Origin of the sequence: Salmonella sp. 741265055_HSA (assembly GCF_046569525.1) — a bacterium.
Classification (GTDB): domain Bacteria; phylum Pseudomonadota; class Gammaproteobacteria; order Enterobacterales; family Enterobacteriaceae; genus Salmonella; species Salmonella enterica.
Genome location: NZ_JBKFSQ010000020.1, coordinates 1 through 20408, shown reverse-complemented (window position 1 = coordinate 20408; position 20408 = coordinate 1). Strand labels below are relative to the sequence as shown.

17 protein-coding genes are annotated in these 20408 nt (G+C 53.0%); 7 read left to right on the top strand and 10 right to left on the bottom strand.

Translation table 11 applies throughout. The annotated features are described in order from the left end of the window. Positions 1-12 precede the first annotated feature (12 nt). The 4 genes from ACLD4K_RS12655 (at position 13) to ACLD4K_RS12640 (ending at position 2960) form a co-directional block, all read left to right on the top strand. The gene (locus tag ACLD4K_RS12655; protein WP_000472332.1) at positions 13-852 is read left to right on the top strand and encodes a hypothetical protein; all 840 of its coding nucleotides are present in this window, start codon (positions 13-15) and stop codon (positions 850-852) included. Between the two features lie 16 nt (positions 853-868). After that, entirely contained in the window at positions 869-1732 is an 864-nt protein-coding gene (locus ACLD4K_RS12650) for a Cof-type HAD-IIB family hydrolase (RefSeq protein ID WP_411011959.1), read from the top strand. Continuing rightward, positions 1719-2477: a DeoR/GlpR family DNA-binding transcription regulator gene (locus ACLD4K_RS12645; RefSeq protein ID WP_001068171.1), complete on the top strand. Its 759-nt coding sequence runs from the start codon at positions 1719-1721 to the stop codon at positions 2475-2477. Before ACLD4K_RS12650 ends, ACLD4K_RS12645 begins: the two co-directional genes overlap by 14 nt. A gap of 210 nt (positions 2478-2687) precedes the next feature. After that, a complete protein-coding gene (locus ACLD4K_RS12640) occupies positions 2688-2960 on the top strand; it encodes a DUF3811 domain-containing protein (protein ID WP_001207628.1) in 273 nt (90 codons plus the stop codon). Here the strand turns inward: ACLD4K_RS12640 and rluF are convergent. Genes rluF through ACLD4K_RS12625 form a run of 3 tightly spaced genes read right to left on the bottom strand, consistent with a single transcriptional unit; the run spans position 2957 to position 4548 of the window. Then, positions 2957-3826 (bottom strand): 23S rRNA pseudouridine(2604) synthase RluF, encoded by an 870-nt coding sequence (rluF, locus tag ACLD4K_RS12635; RefSeq protein WP_000954619.1) that lies wholly within the window; start codon positions 3824-3826, stop codon positions 2957-2959. The genes ACLD4K_RS12640 and rluF overlap by 4 nt on opposite strands. A gap of 46 nt (positions 3827-3872) precedes the next feature. After that, positions 3873-4412: a DUF2058 domain-containing protein gene (locus ACLD4K_RS12630; RefSeq protein WP_411011958.1), complete on the bottom strand. Its 540-nt coding sequence runs from the start codon at positions 4410-4412 to the stop codon at positions 3873-3875. Positions 4413-4446: 34 nt separating this feature from the next. Then, positions 4447-4548, bottom strand: coding sequence for a hypothetical protein (locus ACLD4K_RS12625; RefSeq protein ID WP_411011957.1), 102 nt, complete (start codon positions 4546-4548; stop codon positions 4447-4449). A 71-nt stretch (positions 4549-4619) separates the two neighbouring features. Here ACLD4K_RS12625 and pepE point away from each other — a divergent pair, with 71 nt between their 5' ends. Beyond that, the gene (gene pepE, locus ACLD4K_RS12620; RefSeq protein ID WP_000421776.1) at positions 4620-5309 is read left to right on the top strand and encodes a dipeptidase PepE; all 690 of its coding nucleotides are present in this window, start codon (positions 4620-4622) and stop codon (positions 5307-5309) included. Between the two features lie 74 nt (positions 5310-5383). Here pepE and ACLD4K_RS12615 read toward each other — a convergent pair whose 3' ends face one another. Next, entirely contained in the window at positions 5384-7015 is a 1632-nt protein-coding gene (locus tag ACLD4K_RS12615) for a Na/Pi cotransporter family protein (RefSeq protein ID WP_000956811.1), read from the bottom strand. 266 nt (positions 7016-7281) lie between these two features. Then, positions 7282-10965: a methionine synthase gene (gene metH / locus ACLD4K_RS12610; protein WP_411011956.1), complete on the bottom strand. Its 3684-nt coding sequence runs from the start codon at positions 10963-10965 to the stop codon at positions 7282-7284. 304 nt (positions 10966-11269) lie between these two features. On the opposite strand from metH, the gene iclR reads away from it, so the two are divergent. Next, positions 11270-12094, top strand: coding sequence for a glyoxylate bypass operon transcriptional repressor IclR (gene iclR, locus ACLD4K_RS12605; RefSeq protein WP_000226433.1), 825 nt, complete (start codon positions 11270-11272; stop codon positions 12092-12094). 44 nt (positions 12095-12138) lie between these two features. Here the strand turns inward: iclR and aceK are convergent, their stop codons facing one another. From aceK to metA, 4 genes are all read right to left on the bottom strand, one after another. Beyond that, positions 12139-13920 (bottom strand): bifunctional isocitrate dehydrogenase kinase/phosphatase, encoded by a 1782-nt coding sequence (gene aceK / locus ACLD4K_RS12600; protein ID WP_339032066.1) that lies wholly within the window; start codon positions 13918-13920, stop codon positions 12139-12141. A 101-nt stretch (positions 13921-14021) separates the two neighbouring features. Continuing rightward, positions 14022-15326: an isocitrate lyase gene (aceA, locus tag ACLD4K_RS12595; RefSeq protein WP_000857882.1), complete on the bottom strand. Its 1305-nt coding sequence runs from the start codon at positions 15324-15326 to the stop codon at positions 14022-14024. A 31-nt stretch (positions 15327-15357) separates the two neighbouring features. Further along, on the bottom strand, positions 15358-16959 hold the full coding sequence (gene aceB, locus ACLD4K_RS12590) for a malate synthase A (RefSeq protein WP_001069371.1): 1602 nt from the start codon (positions 16957-16959) through the stop codon (positions 15358-15360). A gap of 268 nt (positions 16960-17227) precedes the next feature. Beyond that, a complete protein-coding gene (gene metA / locus ACLD4K_RS12585; RefSeq protein WP_001122764.1) occupies positions 17228-18157 on the bottom strand; it encodes a homoserine O-succinyltransferase MetA in 930 nt (309 codons plus the stop codon). Between the two features lie 156 nt (positions 18158-18313). Here metA and ACLD4K_RS12580 point away from each other — a divergent pair, with 156 nt between their 5' ends. Further along, complete coding sequence (locus ACLD4K_RS12580; RefSeq protein ID WP_000973244.1) at positions 18314-18751, top strand: acetyltransferase; 438 nt, start codon at positions 18314-18316, stop codon at positions 18749-18751. Positions 18752-18870: 119 nt separating this feature from the next. On the opposite strand, the gene ACLD4K_RS12575 is transcribed toward ACLD4K_RS12580, so the two are convergent. Continuing rightward, positions 18871-20126 (bottom strand): IS3-like element ISSen1 family transposase gene (locus ACLD4K_RS12575; RefSeq protein WP_183058932.1). Its coding sequence is split into 2 segments (ribosomal slippage): positions 18871-19775 and positions 19775-20126, totalling 1257 coding nucleotides; the frame shifts between segments, so codons are not numbered across the junction. Positions 20127-20408: the final 282 nt, after the last annotated feature.

The window sequence follows — 20408 nt, the reverse complement described above, 5'->3', positions numbered from 1 at the left end:
CAGAGGTACACCATGTTTAAAGGCGATATGAATAAAAAACGCGCCAAAGCGTTACAGAAAGTGAAAGAAGCCATCACGCTTCACGGCGGGCAAACCATCCTCAGCACAGGAATAACCGGCGACGATGCGCGCCTGGCGAAAGCCGTGTGTGAGGCTGGCGTTAAGCTACTGGAGCCGAACCACCCTGCGTTGGCGCTGGCGCGTGGACACAAAGGCGTGAGCAACATGCACGCGGCGGAGCAGATTCGTCACGAAATCACCAATAGCCAGATGGCTGAGGCCGTACACGGTGTGCGTAATGTGGTCCCGGACGATATTTTTATCACCGTTGGTATCGCCGGCGGTTTTACCGAAACCTTACCGGTGCCGCTCAGCGAAACGGAAATTCTGGAGATTGCCCGCGCTGGGGCCGACGGTTTACATACGCATAAATCCGACTGGGACGATCTGCAGGACATCGTTAATCTCGCCCATCAGTATGGTCTGACTGTCGATGCCTACATTGGCCATCCTGACGATCTGCATACTTTCGGTATTCCTGCACGCACGCCGGAAGAAGTCGCCAGCGTGGCGAAGCGAATGCAGGATATCGGCGTGGATATGATTGGTCTGATGACAGGCATGAGCTATGAAGGCGTAGCGGCAGGCGATATCCCGCAGATGATTAAAGATCGCCTGCGGGCGTTGGTCGGCGCGGTGGATGTTCCGACGCTGGCGGAAGGCGGGATTAACCTCGCCAACGCGAAAGCGTTTAAAGATACCGGAGTCAATATTCTGGTGGTCGGTACGGCTATCGACAACATGGTGTGCAACGCCGCCAAAGAAGCCGTTACGCCGTTTATTGTTCATTGATATCAGGGAACGAGAGATGTTGTTGATCACCGATCTGGATGGAACATTACTCACCTCGCAGAAAACAATCAGCCCGCGCACGCGTCAGGCGCTGATTGCGTTCCGCCAGGACGGTGGTCTGCTGGCGGCATGTTCCGCCAGACCAGTCTCCTCAATGGTACGCCTGCTACGCCAACAACAGGTTGATAGGTTGTTTAGCTGGTGCGCCGGTTTTAACTGCGGACACCTGTTGGAGATGGCGGGGCCGCGCATTATTCATGCTGCCCCTCTGACCGCCACAGACCTGTGGAATATTGACCAGCATATTTCTCTTTCCCGCTATCACCACCATTTTTTTAGTGCCGAAGCAATTCACCATCGTGACGATAGACTGATTGCGCACTGGACAACATATGAGGCTCGCTTATTTGGATTACCGCTTATAACTGAAACTGCAGAAAATATCTTTAATCGTCGCAACATATATAAAATTACACTTGTTGCCGCATCTCCGGAGATAGATAATCTGTGTACAGAAGTGAATAATCACCTGCCTTGTGGATATTATGCGGTTGTCACGGGAGAGAATTATATTGATATTCAAAGATCCGATATAAATAAAGGGTGCATAATAGAACAATTAATTCATTATTTAAATATATCTTCTGACAAGGTGGTCGCGATTGGCGATCAGCAGAATGATGTCAGCATGTTTGCCGCCGCCGGAATCAGCATCGCAATGGGCAACGCGCCGGATGCAGTAAAGCGGCAGGCCGGCTATGTGACTGCCACGAATGATGAGGAGGGTATCGTCCATGCATTGGAGTGGTTGCGTTGCCTGACGCATCCAGTTACCATGCGCCAAAGGTTGACGACGGCGAAAGATAATGAATCCAATTAAAAGACGAAAACATATTCTTGATGAATTAAACAAATTCGGTGAAGTCACCGTTATTAAATTATCGGAAATGCTCAACGTCACCTCGGAAACCATTCGTCGCGATCTCTCCTTACTGGAATCTGAAGGCAAAATCACTAAGATTCATGGGGGCGCAGTCAAAAAGCAAGTTGTCCAGGAGGATGCGTTTAGCGCAAGAATAGAGGCGCATCGCGAAGAGAAAATAGCGATTGGCAAACTTGCCGCCGAAATGGTCAGTGAACGGGATACATTGTTTATTGATTCCTGCACAACTAACCTTATTCTGGCCGAGCAATTACCGCCTCTCGCTTTTTCCGTGATTACCAATTCAGCCCTGATTGCCGATAAAATTAAAGAGCATAACCTGCAGGCCCGCGTGTATGTATTAGGCGGCGAATATGATTACCATTTTCGCGCCAACCTCGGCGTCTCGGTGTGTCAGCAGATTAACGCGATTCACGCGGATATCTGTTTTATTGGCGCTGGCGGCATTTCTCCCCAGCATGGCGTGTTGGTGAAGAGCTTTGAAGAAGCCTACGTTGCCAAAGCCATGATTGCGATGAGCAAAAAATCAGTGATTCTTGCCGACCATACCAAATTTGGTCAGGACGGTGTGATGTGCATCGCAAGCGTAAAAGAAATCGATAACATCATCACGGATAAAGGATTTACGTCAACGGGTTATACGCCACAGGATTTCGCCGGAAAGCTGCGGATTGCTGACTGAGCGCTATCCGCCCGTTGCGTATTGCCGTAGACTAAGAGCCTATCCCACCAGGCGTTATTGGCGCAGCCAGTTTGGACACGGACAGCGCGCAAAAACCGGAGCGTACACGTAGTACGTGAGGATTTTGAGCACTGCCCAGGTCTAAAATGGCAAGTAAAATAGCCCTAATGGGATAGGCTCTAAATGCATCGGCTAACTGAGGGCACCCGTATGGCACTCCCCCGCATTACCCAAAAAGAGATGACCGAGCGCGAACAGCGCGAACTGAAAACGTTGCTGGACCGCGCCCGTATTGCGCACGGGCGTCCGCTGACCAATTCTGAGACCAACAGCGTAAAAAAGGAGTACATCGATAAGCTGATGGCGCTGCGTGAGGCTGAAGCGAAAAAAGCCCGCCAGTTGAAGAAAAAGCAGGCGTATAAACCCGATACGGAAGCGTCATTCTCCTGGTCGGCGAATACGCCGACGCGCGGCAGACGTTAACGTCCTTTCTTCTTTCGTCCCGGCGAGGTAAAGCGCTTACCGCTTGATGTCGGGCGCGCTTTCTCATTGCTTTTTTCGATCGCAACGACCGGTCGCTTAATACCCGTGGTCTTCGGCTTCGCTTTGGCCTTTGGTTTGGCTTCGGAAGAGGAACGCTCAATCAATTTAAACAGATCGATCAGCTCATCGTCCGTCAGATCGCGCCACTCGCCCAGCGGAATCCCGCTCAGGCTGACGTTCATAATGCGCGTACGCTCCAGTTTCGTCACTTCATAACCAAAGTATTCACACATACGGCGGATCTGACGGTTTAATCCCTGCACCAGGGTGATGCGAAAGACAAACGGCGCCTCTTTTTTCACCTTACATTTTTTGGTGACGGTACCCAGAATCGGCACGCCAGCGCCCATACCGCGAATAAACTCGTCGGTAATCGGTTTATCCACCGTCACCAGATACTCTTTTTCGTGATCGTTACCGGCACGCAGAATCTTATTGACCAGATCGCCGTGGTTAGTCAGAAATATCAGCCCCTGTGAGTCTTTATCAAGACGACCAATCGGGAAGATACGTTTGCTGTGGTTCACAAAATCGACAATATTGTCGCGTTCGCCGTCTTCAGTGGTACTCACAATGCCAACCGGTTTATTCAGCGCAATCAGCACTAAATCATCCGCTTCTCGCGGCTCAATCAACCGACCATTTACTTTAACAACATCCCCGGCGACCACCTGATCGCCAATGGCGGCGCGTTTGCCGTTGATAAAAACATTGCCCTGTTCGATAAAACGGTCCGCCTCGCGACGCGAACAGATGCCGCTTTCACTAATATATTTATTAAGCCGGGTAGATGTGTCGGTCAGCATATTTACTCTCTGAGAAATTTTTCTACATAAACGTCGGGAATGTGACTTACCACATCAAATCGTCAGGAACTTTAAAATCGGCATACGGATCATCTTCGTCCTGCTCTTCCTGACTCAGCGCACTGTTTACGACAATACTGTCCGCATCTCGTTGTGCGATTTTATCGGCGACGCTCGCGGGAATAATCGCATATTCACATTCACCGCTGTTATTGATAGCCAGACGCGCAATCGCGAGACGCCCATTAATCAGTTGCGTCTGAGTGAGCTTATCCACGTCTATTTTTTTGATGACGTTATTATCGGTGAAGTTAAAACCAATATCGCCTTTAGAGACATTGATTCTATTCATTTCAATAAGTTGCTTAACCTGAGCTTTAAACTCTTTCGCTAAAACCGCTTGTTTTTGCTGTTCACTGAGTTGTTTATCACGCTCAAGTTGCGCCTTTTTATTTTCTTCCACCGCCTCTCTGGCCTCACGAGCCTGAACGCGTGATTTTTTAGCCGTGCGCTGGACTTTGGCCATTTTTTTGCTGGTCACTAATCCCGCTTGTAGCAGTTGCTCTTGTAAGGTCAGTTTTGCCATTTTCGTCTCTAAACGTGTTAAATAATTTTGCGGATTATACCTGTAATTTTTCAGGCGATACCAGATAGCAGATCTGGCCTGGCGTCACTTTTAGCGACCGCGCTTTGCCTGTGACACGCATAACATCATGAGCCATATCAGCAAGACATTAAATGGATAATGGTAGCATTATTACGTTTTGACATTTCCTGATGAGGTGGAGAAGTAATGGAACTGCTTTTATTAAGTAACTCGACGCTGCCGGGTAAAGCCTGGCTGGAACACGCTCTGCCGCTGATAGCGAATCAATTGAACGGTCGACGCTCAGCCGTGTTTATTCCGTTTGCCGGCGTCACGCAAACATGGGACGAGTACACGGATAAAACCGCAGAGGTACTTGCGCCATTAGGGATAAACGTCACAGGGATTCATCGTGTCGCCGATCCGCTTGCAGCGATTGAGAAAGCGGAAATCATTATTGTCGGCGGCGGAAATACCTTCCAGCTACTGAAAGAATCGCGTGAACGCGGGCTGCTGGCGCCGATGGCGGACAGGGTAAAACGCGGCGCACTGTATATCGGCTGGAGCGCGGGCGCTAACCTTGCCTGCCCGACTATCCGCACGACCAACGATATGCCGATCGTCGATCCAAACGGTTTCGACGCGCTGGATCTGTTCCCGCTGCAAATTAATCCTCACTTCACTAACGCCTTGCCGGAAGGTCATAAGGGCGAGACCCGCGAGCAGCGTATTCGCGAACTGCTGGTGGTCGCGCCGGAACTGACAGTGATTGGTTTGCCGGAAGGTAACTGGATTCAGGTGAGCAACGGCCAGGCGGTTCTCGGCGGCCCGAATACCACCTGGGTGTTTAAAGCGGGCGAAGAGGCCGTGGCGCTGGAAGCGGGTCATCGCTTTTAATCCCTGGCACATTGAATGCCGAATGGCGGGCCTACGCGCATGTTCTCCGTAGGCCCCACCATCCGGCATTTCACTTAATACTCGCCCCGTTCCTCGTCCTGATCCGGCTGTTCCAGTACGCTATAGGCGACCGAACAGAACAGTGAGTTAAGACGCTTCATATCGCCCAGCAGCCCTAAATGGAGCGAGCTGGTTTCAATGCTTTGCACGTTCTGCTGGTGCAGGCGGTCGACATGCGCATGTGAGTATCGGCGATTAAGTATACGGAAGCGATGTTTACTGCGGCGCAACCGACGGGCGCTGGTGACATCACCGGAGAAAAAGACCGACATCGCCAGTTGCAGATTACTGAGCAGTTGATCGTAAAGCGCATCCAGCTCTTTCAATCCTTCTTCTGAAAATGCCCGACGCGCCGCCAGCGACTTGTCGGCAATCTCACTGCCCATTCGCTCGATAATATCCGACGCCTGTTCGAGGTTCAGGGCCATTTCGATAATCTCCGCCCACCGGCGGGACTCCTCCGCCGCCAGCTCGTCTTTTGGCATTCGCGCCAGATAAAGCTTAATCGCGGTGTAGAGCACGTTAACGTCATCCGCCAGCTTGCGTAGCGCTTTCTCTTCACGCGGTTCTCCGTGCATGACCTTTTTTAGCCCTTCCATCATCTGTTCCATCGCATCGCCAATGCGCAACACCTCGCGGGCAGCATTAGCCAGCGCCAGCGTTGGCGTATCCAGCGCGCTGACATCCAGATGTTTCGGCTTCAGATGGGTATCCAGTTCAGGCTCATCACGAATAATTCGTTTACAAAAACGCGCCATCAGCTCGGCAAATGGCACCATCGCCAGGCAGCGCACCAGGTTATAGAAAACGTGGAAATAGATCACCAGCTCTGACTTCGGTAGCGATAGCTCATCCATCAGATTCGCCAGCGGATGGACAAACGGCAGGATGACCAGGCTGCCGATCAATTTGAACAATAGGCTGCCGAGCGCTACGCGACGCGCGGCAGCATTGGCGGCGCTGTTATTGAGCATCGCCAGCAGCCCCGATCCCAGATTGGCGCCGATGACCAGGCACAACGCCACCGGGAACGATATAATCCCCGCCGCCGTCAGGGTTGCCGTCAGCAACACCGCCGCCAGGCTGGAATAACTGATGATAGCGAACATCGCGCCAATCAGCGCATCCAGCATAATGTCGCCCGTCAGCGACGCGAAAATGACCTGCACGCCATTAGCCTGAGTGATCGGCGTCACCGCCTGCACAATCAGCTCCAGCGCCAGTAGAATCAGGCCAAGCCCGATACCGACGCGACCCAGCTGCCCGGCGCGGGACTGCTTACGTCCCAAAAAGAAAATCACGCCGATAAAAATCAGCAGCGGCGACAGCCACGAGAGATCGAAGGTCAGGATACGCGCCATTAGCGCGGTCCCCACGTCGGCGCCCAGCACAATCACCAGAGCTGGCGTCAGGGCGACAAGATCCTGGGCGACAAACGACGTTACCAATAAAGTGGTGGCGTTACTGCTTTGTACCAGCGCGGTAACACCGATACCCGCACAAAAGGCGAGCGGTTTCTTTTCCACGCTGCGGCTGAGGACAGTGCGTAGACGCGCGCCAAACACGCGCATTACGCCAGTACGAACGATATGTGTTCCCCATACCAACAGCGCAACGGCAGAAAGTAGATGGAGCAAAGTTAACACGGCGTCAGGTTCTCCTTATCGTTATACGTTTTCCTGAAGCTCACTTGCGATAAATTGCCTGATGGCGCACAGCGTTAAGGCCTGCTGGCGTTGCACGCCACCGGGCTTACCATACGTAATACGGTATGCTGGATAAGGCGTTTACGCCGCCATCCGGCAAATTCAGCGTAGAGCCTTCCTTCAGTATAAGGGTTTAATTGTAAGAAAGAGACAAGGCACCCAATGAGCGCCTTGTATGTTGTAAGGAAAAGTGACGATTTTATGAATCAGTCCGCATCGTAACCCAGGTTCGGCGCCAGCCACCGCTCAACGTCCTCAACGCTCATTCCTTTACGGAAAGCATAATCTGTCACCTGATCGCGTTGGATCTGCGCTACCGCGAAGTATTTGCTCTCAGGATGGCTGAAGTACCAGCCTGAAACCGACGCGCCAGGCCACATGGCGAAAGATTCGGTAAGCTTCATCCCGGTGTGTTTTTCGACATCCAGTAGCTGCCAGATAGTGCCTTTTTCGGTATGTTCCGGGCAGGCAGGATAACCCGGCGCCGGGCGAATCCCTTGGTAGTTTTCGCGGATTAATTCGTCGTTACTCAGGCTCTCGTTCGGCGCATATCCCCAGTAAACCTTACGTACACGCTCATGCAGGTACTCGGCAAACGCTTCCGCCAGACGGTCGGCAATCGCTTTCACCATGATCTTGTTATAGTCGTCGTGTTGCGCTTCGTAAGCATCAGCCAGGGCGTCTTCTTCAAGACCGCCGGTGACGGCAAACGCGCCGATGTAGTCCGCTTTTCCGGACAGTTTCGGCGCGACAAAATCCGCCAGACAGTAGTTGGCAAAACCGACTTTCTCGGTCTGCTGGCGCAGGTGGTGGCTGACCGTCAGAACATGAGTACGGGTTTCGTCACGATAGATTTCGATGTCGTCACCCACACGGTTAGCCGGGAACAGGCCCACCACGCCACGCGGATTCAACAGTTTCTCGGCGCTGAGTTTATCCAGCATATCATTGGCGTCTTTAAACAGACGCTGCGCCTCAACGCCCACCACCTCATCTTCCAGAATGCGCGGGTATTTGCCGGCCAGCGACCAGGTCATAAAGAACGGCGTCCAGTCGATGTAGTTGCGCAGAGTTTCGATGCTGGCTTCCACCTCCTGCACGCCCAGACGGTGGGCTACCGGCGGGGTGTAGCGTTCCCAATCGAATGCCAGATCGTTATCGCGCGCCGCTTCCAGCGTGACCGGCGGCGTGCGCGGTTTTTTGCGGGCGTGCTGAATACGCACGGTTTCGTACTCTTTGCGGGTACGGGCGACAAAGTCATCGCGCTGGTTGTCGGAGAGTAGCGCCGCCACCACGCCCACGGTACGCGAAGCATTCTGCACGTAGACCGTCGGACCGCTGTAGTTCTGCTCGATTTTCACCGCCGTATGCGCTTTCGAAGTGGTTGCGCCGCCAATCAGTAGCGGGATAGTAAAGCCCTGTCGCTCCATCTCTTTCGCCACGTTGACCATTTCGTCCAGCGACGGGGTAATCAGCCCGGAAAGGCCAATCAGATCGGCATTCACTTCACGCGCCGTTCTGAGGATTTTCTCCGCAGGCACCATCACGCCAAGATCGACGATTTCGTAGTTGTTACATTGCAGCACCACGCCAACAATGTTCTTGCCAATGTCGTGCACATCGCCCTTCACGGTGGCAATCACCATCTTGCCGTTGCTGGAGCCTTTTTCTTTGCTGGCTTCAATAAACGGCTCCAGGTAGGCCACCGCTTGTTTCATCACGCGAGCGGATTTCACCACCTGCGGCAGGAACATTTTCCCTTCGCCAAACAGGTCGCCGACCACATTCATGCCGTCCATCAGCGGCCCTTCGATCACCTCAATCGGGCGGGCGGCCTGCTGACGGGCTTCTTCGGTATCCTGCTCGATAAACTCGGTAATGCCTTTCACCAGCGAGTATTCAAGGCGTTTTTTGACATCCCAGGAGCGCCATTCCGCTTGCTGGGCGTTGGCAGCTTCGTCGGTTTTGCTGCCGCGGTATTTCTCCGCCAAATCCAGCAAACGCTCAGTGCCGTCATCGCGACGGTTAAGAATGACATCTTCAACCGCATCGCGCAGTTCGGCAGGCAGATCGTCATAAATCGCCAGTTGCCCGGCGTTGACGATGCCCATGTCCATGCCGTTGCGGATGGCGTAGTAGAGGAATACCGCGTGGATAGCCTCACGTACCGGGTCGTTGCCGCGGAACGAGAAGGACACGTTAGAGACGCCGCCGGAGATCAGCGCATGGGGCAACTCGCGTTTAATATCTTCGCAAGCGCCGATAAAGTCCTGCGCGTAGTTGTTATGCTCTTCAATACCGGTCGCCACGGCGAAAATATTCGGGTCGAAGATGATGTCTTCCGGCGGGAAGCCCACCTCTTCGGTGAGAATTTTGTAGGCTCGGCGGCAAATTTCGATTTTACGCTCGCGGGTGTCGGCCTGCCCCTGCTCATCAAAAGCCATCACCACCACTGCCGCGCCATAGCGACGTAGCAACTTCGCATGATGAATAAAAGCTTCCACGCCCTCTTTCATCGAAATAGAGTTGACGATGCCTTTACCCTGAATGCACTTCAGCCCTTTTTCGATAACCTCCCATTTGGAGGAGTCGATCATGATTGGTACACGGGCAATATCCGGCTCACCGGCAATCAGGCTGAGGAAACGCACCATCGCCGCTTCAGCGTCGAGCATCCCCTCATCCATGTTGATATCGATAATCTGCGCGCCGCTTTCTACCTGCTGACGGGCGACATCCAGCGCTTCGCTGTATTTCTCTTCTTTGATCAGCCGTTTAAATTTGGCCGAGCCGGTGACGTTAGTACGTTCGCCGACGTTGACAAACAGGCTGTCGTCGCCAATGTTCAGCGGCTCCAGGCCGGAAAGGCGGCAGGCAACCGGGATATCCGGCAGCTGGCGCGGCGGCAAACCGGCAACGGCGCGGCTCATCGCCGCAATATGCTCCGGCGTGGTGCCGCAGCAGCCGCCAACGATATTCAGGAAGCCCGCTTCCGCCCATTCGCGAATCTGTTTCGCCATGGTGTCGGCGTCAAGGTCGTACTCGCCGAAAGCGTTCGGCAGGCCGGCGTTCGGGTGCGCGGTGACGTAGCATTCGGCAATCCGCGACAGTTCCTGGACGTACTGGCGCAGTTCATCTGGCCCCAGCGCGCAGTTAAGGCCAAAAGTGAGCGCCTCGGCGTGGCGCAGCGAGTTATAAAAGGCTTCGGTCGTCTGGCCGGAAAGCGTACGGCCAGAGGCGTCGGTGATGGTGCCGGAAATCATGATCGGCAGATCAACGCCCAGCGCTTCAAACTCTTCTTTCACCGCAAACACCGCCGCTTTCGCATTCAGGGTGTCAAAGACGGTCTCAATCAGAATCAGATCTGCGCCACCTTCCACTAGCGCTTTAGTGGATTCACGGTAGGCCGCCACCAGCTGATCGAAGGTGATATTACGAAACGCCGGGTCGTTGACGTCCGGCGAAATGGAGGCCGTGCGGTTAGTTGGACCAAGCACGCCCGCAACAAAGCGTGGTTTTTCTGGTGTTCGCGCCGTCCATTCATCGGCGCAGGCACGCGCCAGTTTGGCCGCCGCATAGTTAATTTCCGCCGACAGGGATTCCATCCGGTAATCCGCCATCGCAATGGTTGTCGAGTTAAAGGTGTTGGTTTCGATGATATCCGCGCCAGTCTCAAAGTAGGCGTTGTGGATAGCGGCGATCACCTCCGGCTTGCTGAGGACCAGCAGGTCATTGTTGCCTTTCAGGTCGCAGGGCCAGTCGGCAAAGCGCTCCCCGCGGAAATCTTCTTCATGTAGACGATAGCTCTGGATCATGGTGCCCATACCGCCGTCCAGCACCAGAATACGTTCATTTAACTGCGCACGCAGTTGTTCAACTTTGCTGCTCACACTCGCTCCCGACAACGCTCCACGTAACGAGCCATACTGGCACAAAGCGTGCTGGCGGAAAAGAGAACAACGGGCAACATGAGACATGTTCAGCTTGCCACCCACTTCTGTCGCTTTGCCGGATGGCGGCGCAAGCGCCTTATCCAGCCTACAAATTACTTTGGCGGCTCCCAAAGCGTAGGCCTGATAAGCGAAGCGCCATCGGGCATCCTGTCATGTCACTCATCCGATCAGTTCAGGAACTCTTGCATTATAATTGAATAAAACGAAAATGATTTCCACGATACAGAAAAAGGAGTCTGCCATGGTTGCCCCTGTTCCCGCGAAACGCGGGAGAAAACCTGCCGCTACCACTGCACCCGTAACCGGGCAGGTTCAGTCTTTAACTCGCGGTCTGAAGCTGCTGGAGTGGATTGCCGAGTCCAACGGCAGCGTCGCGCTGACCGAACTGGCGCAACAGGCGGGTTTGCCTAATTCCACGACTCACCGTCTACTCACCACCATGCAGCAGCAGGGTTTTGTTCGCCAGGTTGGTGAGCTGGGCCACTGGGCCGTAGGCGCACACGCGTTTATCGTCGGCAGCAGCTTCTTACAGAGCCGTAATCTGCTGGCGATTGTCCATCCGATTTTGCGCAAGCTGATGGAGGACTCCGGCGAAACGGTAAACCTTGCCGTACTCGACCAGAGCGACCATCAGGCCATTATTATCGACCAGGTGCAGTGTACGCAGCTGATGCGCATGTCCGCCCCTATTGGCGGCAAGCTGCCCATGCACGCCTCTGGCGCGGGCAAGGCGTTTTTATCACAGCTCAGTGAGGAACAGGTTACCAGTCTGCTGCACCGCAAGGGGTTGCACGCTTATACCCATGCGACGCTGGTGTCGCCGCTGCATCTGAAAGATGACCTCGCCCAAACACGCAAGCGCGGCTATTCCTTTGACGACGAAGAACATGCGCTCGGTCTGCGCTGCGTGGCCTCGTGTATTTATGACGAACACCGCGAACCGTTTGCGGCCCTCTCTATTTCCGGCCCCTGCTCACGCATTACTGACGATCGCGTCACCGAACTTGGCGCCATGGTGATTAAAGCGGCGAAAGAGGTGACGCTGGCCTATGGTGGGTTTAGATAAGCAAGGGTTGGGACTGATTTGTAGGCCTGATCAGCGCAGCGCCATCAGGCACGGCGTACATTGCCGGATGGCGGCGCAAAGGCCTTATCCGGCCTACGGTCGGTTTCATAACGCACGCTAAAGCGCTGGCGACGACGATAGGCATACACATCTTCTACATGCCCTTCTTTAATACGCGTCTGTAGCGCGCGCCAGTAATCGGCGCGAAACAGGTCGGCATGCATCTCTTCAAACAATGGCCCGATACGCGGATCGGCACACAGCCAGTGGCGAAACTCCTCCGGGAAAACATCACCCGGCGAGACGCTATACCAGGGTTCGCTGGCCAGTTCGTCTTCCGGATAACGCGCTGGCGGAATATCGCGGAAATTCACTTCCGTCATGTAGCAAATTTCATCGTAGTCGTAGAACACCACGCGGCCATGACGGGTAACGCCAAAGTTTTTAAACAACATATCGCCGGGGAAAATATTAGCGGCGGCAAGCTGGCGAATCGCATTACCATATTCTTCTATCGCATCGCGCAACTGCTGGCCTTCTACCTGTTCCAGCCAGATATTCAGCGGCACCATGCGCCGTTCAATGTAGAGATGGCGAATGACGATATGTTCCCCAAGATCGGTAATCTTCTCTGGCACTTCTTGCCGTAACAGCGCCATCAGCGCCGGATCAATTTGCCGTTTATCCAGTACGAAATTCTCAAACTCCTGGGTATCCGCCATACGACCGACGCGATCATGCTCTTTTACCAGTTGATAACAGGCACGCACATGGGCGGCAGACATCTCTTTCTGCGGGGCGAATTTGTCTTTAATGATTTTAAATACCCGGTCGAAACCTGGCAGGGTAAACACCAGCATCACCATGCCGCGGATACCAGGCGCCTCAATGAATTTCTCATCACTTTCAGCCAGATAACATAAATATTCGCGGTAGCTTTCGGTTTTCGCATGTTTCTGGCAGCCAATCGCCATATACAGTTCGGCAGTGGTTTTACCCGGCAGGATTTCACGCAACCACTCAACCAGCGCGGCAGGCAGCGGCGCATACACCATAAAATAAGAGCGGGCAAAACCAAACACAATGCTCGCTTCTGCCGTGGTGGTCAGGCAGGTATCGACAAACAGTTCCCCCTCATCAGTGCGATGAATCGGCAATAAAAACGGCAGCGTACCGTCAGGTGTGGTTAATTTACCTACCAGCCAGGCCGCTTTATTACGGTAAAACAACTCATTCGCCACCTGGACATGGCAGCGAGGTAGCGCGTCCTCGCCCAGTGTTTCAGTCAGGTGCGCGATAATATAGCGGATATCCCGGCTTTTATTCTGCCAGGGCAGACGCAGCGGTAAGTCACTGAGTATGCGCATCAACAGCGGCTCCCAACCGTGATCGGGAAAGAAGTCTTTGGCCAGCGGGCGCGGGATAGTACGGAAGCGACGCTCCGGTTGCGAACTGAAAATAAACAACCGCTCGGGTGTTAACGAGCGGTGGTCAAATAACCGGCAATAAACGGAGTTGAAAAAGCTCTCCGCAATCTCGAAGCGCGGGTAATCCGGCAACAGCCGGGTGTAATGCTCTTTAACGCGTAAAAGGAAATCCGCGTCGGTACTTTTGCCATCGGTAATACAGCGCAGTTGCTCCACCACCAGACCCACATGATGATCATAGAGGTGGATACGGCTTTTCATCGCCTGCTGGACGGCGTGCCAGTCGGCCTGTTCAAAACGCTGCTGCGCGCCGGAAGTCACTTCCAGAAATCGACCATACTGCGCGTCAAAGCCTTGCAGGATGGTTTGAGCAATCAGTAATTCCAGGCCACGCGGCATTTTTTTCCCTCATCCGGCACCACGTCATGCCGGATGGCGCGTTCGCTTATCCGGCCTACGCTATCTGTAGGCCCGGTAAGCACAGCGCCACCGGGCATCAATCAAAACTGCGATTCTTCGGTGGAACCCGTTAACGCGGTAACGGATGACGCGCCGCCCTGAATAATGGTGGTGACTTTGTCGAAGTAACCTGTGCCCACTTCCTGCTGGTGGGAAACAAAGGTGTAGCCATCTTTCGCCGCGGCGAACTCGGGTTGTTGAACCTTCTCAACATAGTGCTTCATGCCCTCGCCCTGAGCGTATGCATGCGCCAGGTCGAACATGTTGAACCACATGCTGTGGATGCCCGCCAGGGTAATAAACTGGTATTTGTAACCCATGTCCGACAACTGCTGCTGGAAGCTGGCAATGGTCTTGTCGTCCAGATTCTTCTGCCAGTTGAAGGACGGCGAACAGTTATAGGCCAGCAGTTTGCCCGGATACTTCGCGTGGATAGCATCGGCAAAACGACGCGCCAGTTCGAGATCCGGCGTAGAGGTTTCGCACCATACCAGATCGGCATACGGGGCATACGCCAGACCGCGGCTGATCGCCTGCTCAATGCCCGCATGGGTGCGGTAAAAACCTTCGCTGGTGCGTTCGCCGGTAATAAAACCGCTGTCATAGGGATCGCAGTCGGAGGTGATCAGATCTGCCGCATCCGCATCGGTACGCGCAATCACCAGCGTCGGGACGCCCATCACATCAGCGGCCAGACGCGCAGCAACCAGTTTCTGAATCGCCTCCTGCGTGGGGACCAGCACCTTGCCGCCCATATGGCCGCATTTCTTCACCGACGCCAGTTGATCTTCGAAGTGAACGGCCGCTGCACCGGCTTCAATCATCGATTTCATCAGTTCGAAGGCATTCAGAACGCCGCCAAAACCGGCTTCCGCATCAGCAACGATCGGCAGGAAGTAATCCACATAGCGCGGATCGTTGGGTTCAATACCGGATGCCCACTGGATCTGATCTGCACGACGGAAAGTGTTGTTGATCCGATCCACCACCGCCGGAACAGAGTTTGCCGGGTACAACGATTGATCCGGATACATGCTGGATGCCAGGTTGGCATCTGCCGCCACCTGCCAGCCTGAAAGATAAATCGCCTCAATACCGGCTTTCGCCTGCTGCAACGCCTGACCGCCGGTCAGCGCGCCAAGGCTGTTGATATAGCCTTTTTTCGCTTCACCGTGCAACAACCGCCACATTTTCGCGGCGCCGAGCTGCGCCAGCGTGCATTCCGGGTTAACCGAGCCGCGTAATTTCACCACCTCCTCCGCGCTGTACGGGCGGGTGATGCCTTCCCAGCGCGGTTGTGTCCACTCTTTCTGTAATTCTTCGATTTGTTGAGTACGGGTTTTCATGTGCAGATGCTCCATATTGTTATGTGGTGAATTAAGCCAGTAAGCGATAGCCCGGCAGGGTGAGGAAGTCGATTAAGTCATCTGAGGTGGTGATTTGCTCCATCAGACGTGCGGCATCGTCGAAGCGCCCGCTGCTGTAGCGGTGCTCGCCCAGTTCGTCCTGGATTACCCGCATCTCTTCCGCCAACATTTCGCGGAAAAGCGCTTTCGTTACGGGTTTTCCATTGCTCAGCGTTTTCTCATGGTGAATCCACTGCCAGATAGAGGTTCGTGAGATTTCCGCCGTCGCGGCATCCTCCATCAGACCGTAAATCGGTACACAGCCATTGCCGGAGATCCACGCTTCAATGTACTGCACTGCCACGCGAATATTGGCGCGCATTCCCGCTTCTGTGCGTTCGCCTTCACATGGCTCCAGTAACTGTTCAGCGGTAATCGGCGCATCTTCATCACGGGTAATGAACAGCTGATTTTTGTGCTCGCCCAGTACCTCGTTAAAGACGGCCATTGCGGTATCCGCCAACCCAGGATGCGCAATCCACGTGCCGTCGTGGCCGTTGTTCGCTTCCAGCGCTTTATCCGCTTTCACTTTGGCAAGGACCTGATTGTTGCGTTCAACGTCTTTGCTCGGGATAAACGCCGCCATACCACCCATCGCGAACGCGCCGCGCTTGTGACAGGTTTTGATCAGCAGGCGCGAGTAGGCGCTCAGAAACGGTTTGTCCATCGTTACCACCTGCCTGTCCGGCAAGACGCGATCCGGGTGATTTTTCAACGTTTTGATATAGCTGAAAATATAATCCCAGCGACCACAGTTGAGACCGACGATATGATCACGCAGCGCATGAAGAATCTCATCCATCTGGAAAACAGCCGGCAGCGTTTCAATCAACAGGGTCGCTTTGATCGTTCCGCGCGGCAGGTTAAAGCGGTCTTCGGCGTAGCTGAAAACTTCACTCCACCAGGCTGCCTCCTGCCAGGCTTGCGTTTTCGGCAGGTAAAAATACGGGCCGCTACCTTTAGCGAGCAGCGCTTTATAGTTGTGGAAAAAGTACAGAGCAAAATCAAACAGGCTGCCGGGAATGGCTTCCCCCCGCCAGGTAACATGTTTTTCTGGCAGATGTAGACCACGTACACGACAAATCAATACGGCCGGATCGGGCTTGAGCTGATAGATTTTTCCGGCTTCGTTGGTATAGCTAATGGTGCCGTTCACCGCATCACGCAGGTTGATTTGACCATCAATAACTTTATTCCAGTCCGGCGCCAGCGAGTCTTCAAAATCCGCCATAAACACTTTCACATTTGCGTTCAGGGCATTAATCACCATTTTACGTTCAACCGGCCCGGTAATTTCTACTCGGCGATCCTGTAAATCCGCCGGAATACCACGAATCTGCCAATTACTTTCTCTAATGGAAGTGGTTTCCGAAATAAAATCAGGCAACTTACCGTTATCAATATCCTGCTGTTGCTGGATACGTGCAGCCAGGAGTTTATTGCGTTTTGGCGTAAAACGGGTGACTAACTCCGTCAAAAACTCGACTGCCTCAGCGGTCAGGACTTGCTTTTCCAGCTCGCCTTGCGGCCTGGTAAAGGTTAACTCATCAGTTGTGGTTGCCTGTGGATTCATCATGCAGCTCCTCGTTGTTGATCCAGATACATCCCCAATGCGAACGAAGGATCACTGTGCGCTTTTCGTTCAACACAACTAAGACTACTCAATTAAATTTCAAAATCAAAAACAATTTCCATTTTTAATTTAATTGTGAATTAACTTATTGATAACAATATAAATTAAATTTAATCACATGATGAGGTGCGTTTCGGAAATAAAAAAAGCACCCGAAGGTGCCTGATTCAACATGCTGAAACGCTTTAGGATCGTCAGGAGCAGAAGATTAATCCAGAGTTGGATTCATGTGACGCAGATCATATGGCGTAATCTGGTAGACATAATAGTTGAGCCAGTTAGTAAACAGTAAATTACCGTGGCTGCGCCAGGTTGCGCGCGGAATGTTTTGCGGATCGTTTTTCGGGAAATAGTTGTACGGAATCTCCGGATTTAACCCGGCCTCAACGTCACGAAAATATTCACCCGCTAACGTATGAGCGTCATATTCAGGATGACCGGTGACAAACGCAATACGTTTATCTTTGCTGGCAAACAGGTACGCATCCCCCTCTTCTGTTTCGGCCAGAATTTCAAGATCCGTATAATCCCGTATCAGCGCCGCCGGGAAATCGGCATAGCGTGAGTGTGGCGCCAGAAACGAATCATCAAAACCACGTGTCAACAGAGCATGAGGATGAAGGATGTGATGTTCATAGACGCCGGAAAGTTTATCTGTACGGGTCTGCTTAGGGATACCATAAAGAATATTGAGTGCGGCCTGAACGGCCCAACAGACAAATAGCGTCGAAGTAACGTGATCTTTCGCCCATTCCAGCACCTGCCTAATCTGCGGCCAGTAAGCCACGTCATTAAATTCCACCAGACCCAGCGGCGCTCCGGTCACGATAAGCCCATCAAAGTTCTGATCGCAGATATCGTCGAAGTTACAGTAAAAGTTGTTCAGATGCTCGGCTGGCGTGTTCCTCGACTCGCGGGCATCTATCCGCAGTAGTTGAATATCGACCTGCAATGGCGAGTTCGATAGCAAACGCAGAAACTGATTTTCCGTTTCAATCTTCTTCGGCATCAGGTTAAGGATAAGAACCTTTAGCGGGCGAATTTCCTGACCTGATGCGCGAGAAGTCGTCATGACGAAGACATTCTCCTCACGTAAAAAATTGACGGCGGGTAGCTCGTCCAGCACGCGAATCGGCATAACCTGATAACCTCACGACATACGTTTAAACGTTTAGACATCCAGATAGCTGAATATACTCAGAAATCAGGCGAATGTCGAGTCTGCAAGTTCAAGGTGAGAAAGTTTCACGACAGCATTTGCATTAGAATAGAAGTAAGCAAAAAAGGAGTGAAGATGATGATTAACATTCGCCGTTCAAGGCATGAGGAAGGGGAAAAACTGATTGCGATCTGGCGTCGCTCAGTCGATGCCACGCACGATTTTCTGTCAAACGCTTATCGGGCCGAACTGGAAGAGCTGGTGAGCGATTTTCTGCCAGAAGCGCCACTATGGGTTGCCGTGACCGATCAGGATGAGCCGGTAGGATTTATGCTGCTTACCGGCGAACATATGGATGCGCTGTTTGTCGATCCGGACGTGCGTGGTCAGGGTATCGGTAAGATGCTGGTTGAACATGCGTTAACACTGGCGCCGGGGTTGACAACCAATGTTAACGAGCAGAATACACAAGCTGTTGGATTTTATAAGAAAATGGGATTTAAGGTGACGGGACGTTCGGAGGTCGACGATCTTGGGAAACCGTATCCATTGTTGAATTTAATTTATCCGTGAGTAGCAGCGCTGTCTGATAAGTGCATGCCGGCCGGATAAGGCGAAGCTGCCATCCGGCGGTGCAGGTTGCCTGATGGCGCTGCGCTTATCAGGCCTACATTTTTACAGTTACCACATGACTAGTCCTGATATAGGTTGACAGTTTTTTGTCTGTAAAACGCCTGATGAACATCATCGGGCGTTTTGTATTTCAGGGCCAGGTGTGGCCGTTCATGGTTATAAATTGCCACGGACTCTTTTACTATTTCCCGCGCTTGCGCCAGGTCTGCAGGACGCGAGAGTAAAAACTCATTTTTCAGTATCCCGTTTATTCTCTCAGCCAGCGCATTCTGGTAGCAGTCGTAACCATCGGTCATTGAACAGGTTATTCCGTTTCGCTCATGAACTGACTGATAAAGTACCGAACAGTATTGCAGTCCTCTGTCAGAGTGATGTACCAGCGGACCTGTCGTTTTTCTCCGCCTCAGAGCCTGCCTGAACGCCTTTACCACATTTTCTGTCTGCAGGTTTTCCCCGACATGGTAACCCACGATTTTTCTGGAGCAGGCATCGGTGACCAGACTCAGATAGGCCGTGCCGCTGCGTAGTGGAAGGTAAGTAATATCGGCAACCCAGACCTGCTCTGGCTCAAGGGCGGTAACCTGTTCAGGGCCGGGTTTCAGCAGATTAGGATGCCGGTAAAAGCGATGATGGCTGTTGGTGGTTTTGTGATATGCCCGTTTCACGGGTACCAGGAGCCGGTATTCACCCAGCAGATTAAACAGACGGTCCCGTCCGATATTCAGCGTTTTATCGGCCTGCACGTTCAGCAGATAGTGCAGTTTACGCGTACCGATTCGCGGCTGACGGCACCGGGTACGGGCAACAAAATCAAGAACCTGAGCATGATGCTCCTGCCGTTTATTACATCTTGTATTGTACTGGTACCACGCCTGTCTGCTGTGCCCCAGGAACTGACATGCACGCGTAACTGTTATTTTGGGGGCCTGACTTTGCGTGAGGACTTGCCGGGCCGCTTTTTTACAACACTTACCCCGTAATCATTTTTCAGGACGTTGATAACGGACTCAAAAAACTCAGCTTTCTGGTTTGCCAGCTCAAGCTGTTCTTCAAGTTCCCTGATTCTTTGCTCGGGTGTCAGCGGGATAGTTGTCTGAGCCACAGGCAGTTTCCTCTTCACCAGGTCAGGAAGTCCGGGTCTCCAGTCAAGCCGGCCATATTTACGCAGCCAGACAAGTACGGTGGAGCGCCCCTGAATGCCATATCGCTGCTGGGCCTGTTTATAGGTCATCTCGCCTTTTTCGACCTGCTCAACGACGGCTATTTTAAAGGATAGAGGATAATCGCGTTGGGTGCGTTTGAACTCAGTCATCATCACGTTCTCCGGATTTAAGTCTGGAACGTGTCAACGCTATTCAGGACGGGTCAACACACGCAAAAAAGCCCGTCCTGACGGACGGGCTTTTTCACTTGTATGATGCCTGGCAGTTTATGGCGGGCGTCCTGCCCGCCACCCTACGGGCCGTTGCTGCGCAACGAGTGCTCACCGACAGACTACAGATAAAACAAAAGGCCCTGTCTTCCGACAGGGCCCTTCGTTTTATTTGATGCCTGGCAGTTCCCTACTCTCGCATGGGGAGACCCCACACTACCATCG

Coding starts and splice junctions, on each gene's coding strand:
- ACLD4K_RS12655 (WP_000472332.1), top strand. CDS start 13: ATGTTTAAAGGCGATATGAATAAAAAACGCGCCAAAGCGTTACAGAAA.
- ACLD4K_RS12650 (WP_411011959.1), top strand. CDS start 869: ATGTTGTTGATCACCGATCTGGATGGAACATTACTCACCTCGCAGAAA.
- ACLD4K_RS12645 (WP_001068171.1), top strand. CDS start 1,719: ATGAATCCAATTAAAAGACGAAAACATATTCTTGATGAATTAAACAAA.
- ACLD4K_RS12640 (WP_001207628.1), top strand. CDS start 2,688: ATGGCACTCCCCCGCATTACCCAAAAAGAGATGACCGAGCGCGAACAG.
- rluF (WP_000954619.1), bottom strand. CDS start 3,826: ATGCTGACCGACACATCTACCCGGCTTAATAAATATATTAGTGAAAGC.
- ACLD4K_RS12630 (WP_411011958.1), bottom strand. CDS start 4,412: ATGGCAAAACTGACCTTACAAGAGCAACTGCTACAAGCGGGATTAGTG.
- ACLD4K_RS12625 (WP_411011957.1), bottom strand. CDS start 4,548: ATGGCTCATGATGTTATGCGTGTCACAGGCAAAGCGCGGTCGCTAAAA.
- pepE (WP_000421776.1), top strand. CDS start 4,620: ATGGAACTGCTTTTATTAAGTAACTCGACGCTGCCGGGTAAAGCCTGG.
- iclR (WP_000226433.1), top strand. CDS start 11,270: ATGGTTGCCCCTGTTCCCGCGAAACGCGGGAGAAAACCTGCCGCTACC.
- aceK (WP_339032066.1), bottom strand. CDS start 13,920: ATGCCGCGTGGCCTGGAATTACTGATTGCTCAAACCATCCTGCAAGGC.
- aceA (WP_000857882.1), bottom strand. CDS start 15,326: ATGAAAACCCGTACTCAACAAATCGAAGAATTACAGAAAGAGTGGACA.
- aceB (WP_001069371.1), bottom strand. CDS start 16,959: ATGAATCCACAGGCAACCACAACTGATGAGTTAACCTTTACCAGGCCG.
- metA (WP_001122764.1), bottom strand. CDS start 18,157: ATGCCGATTCGCGTGCTGGACGAGCTACCCGCCGTCAATTTTTTACGT.
- ACLD4K_RS12580 (WP_000973244.1), top strand. CDS start 18,314: ATGATGATTAACATTCGCCGTTCAAGGCATGAGGAAGGGGAAAAACTG.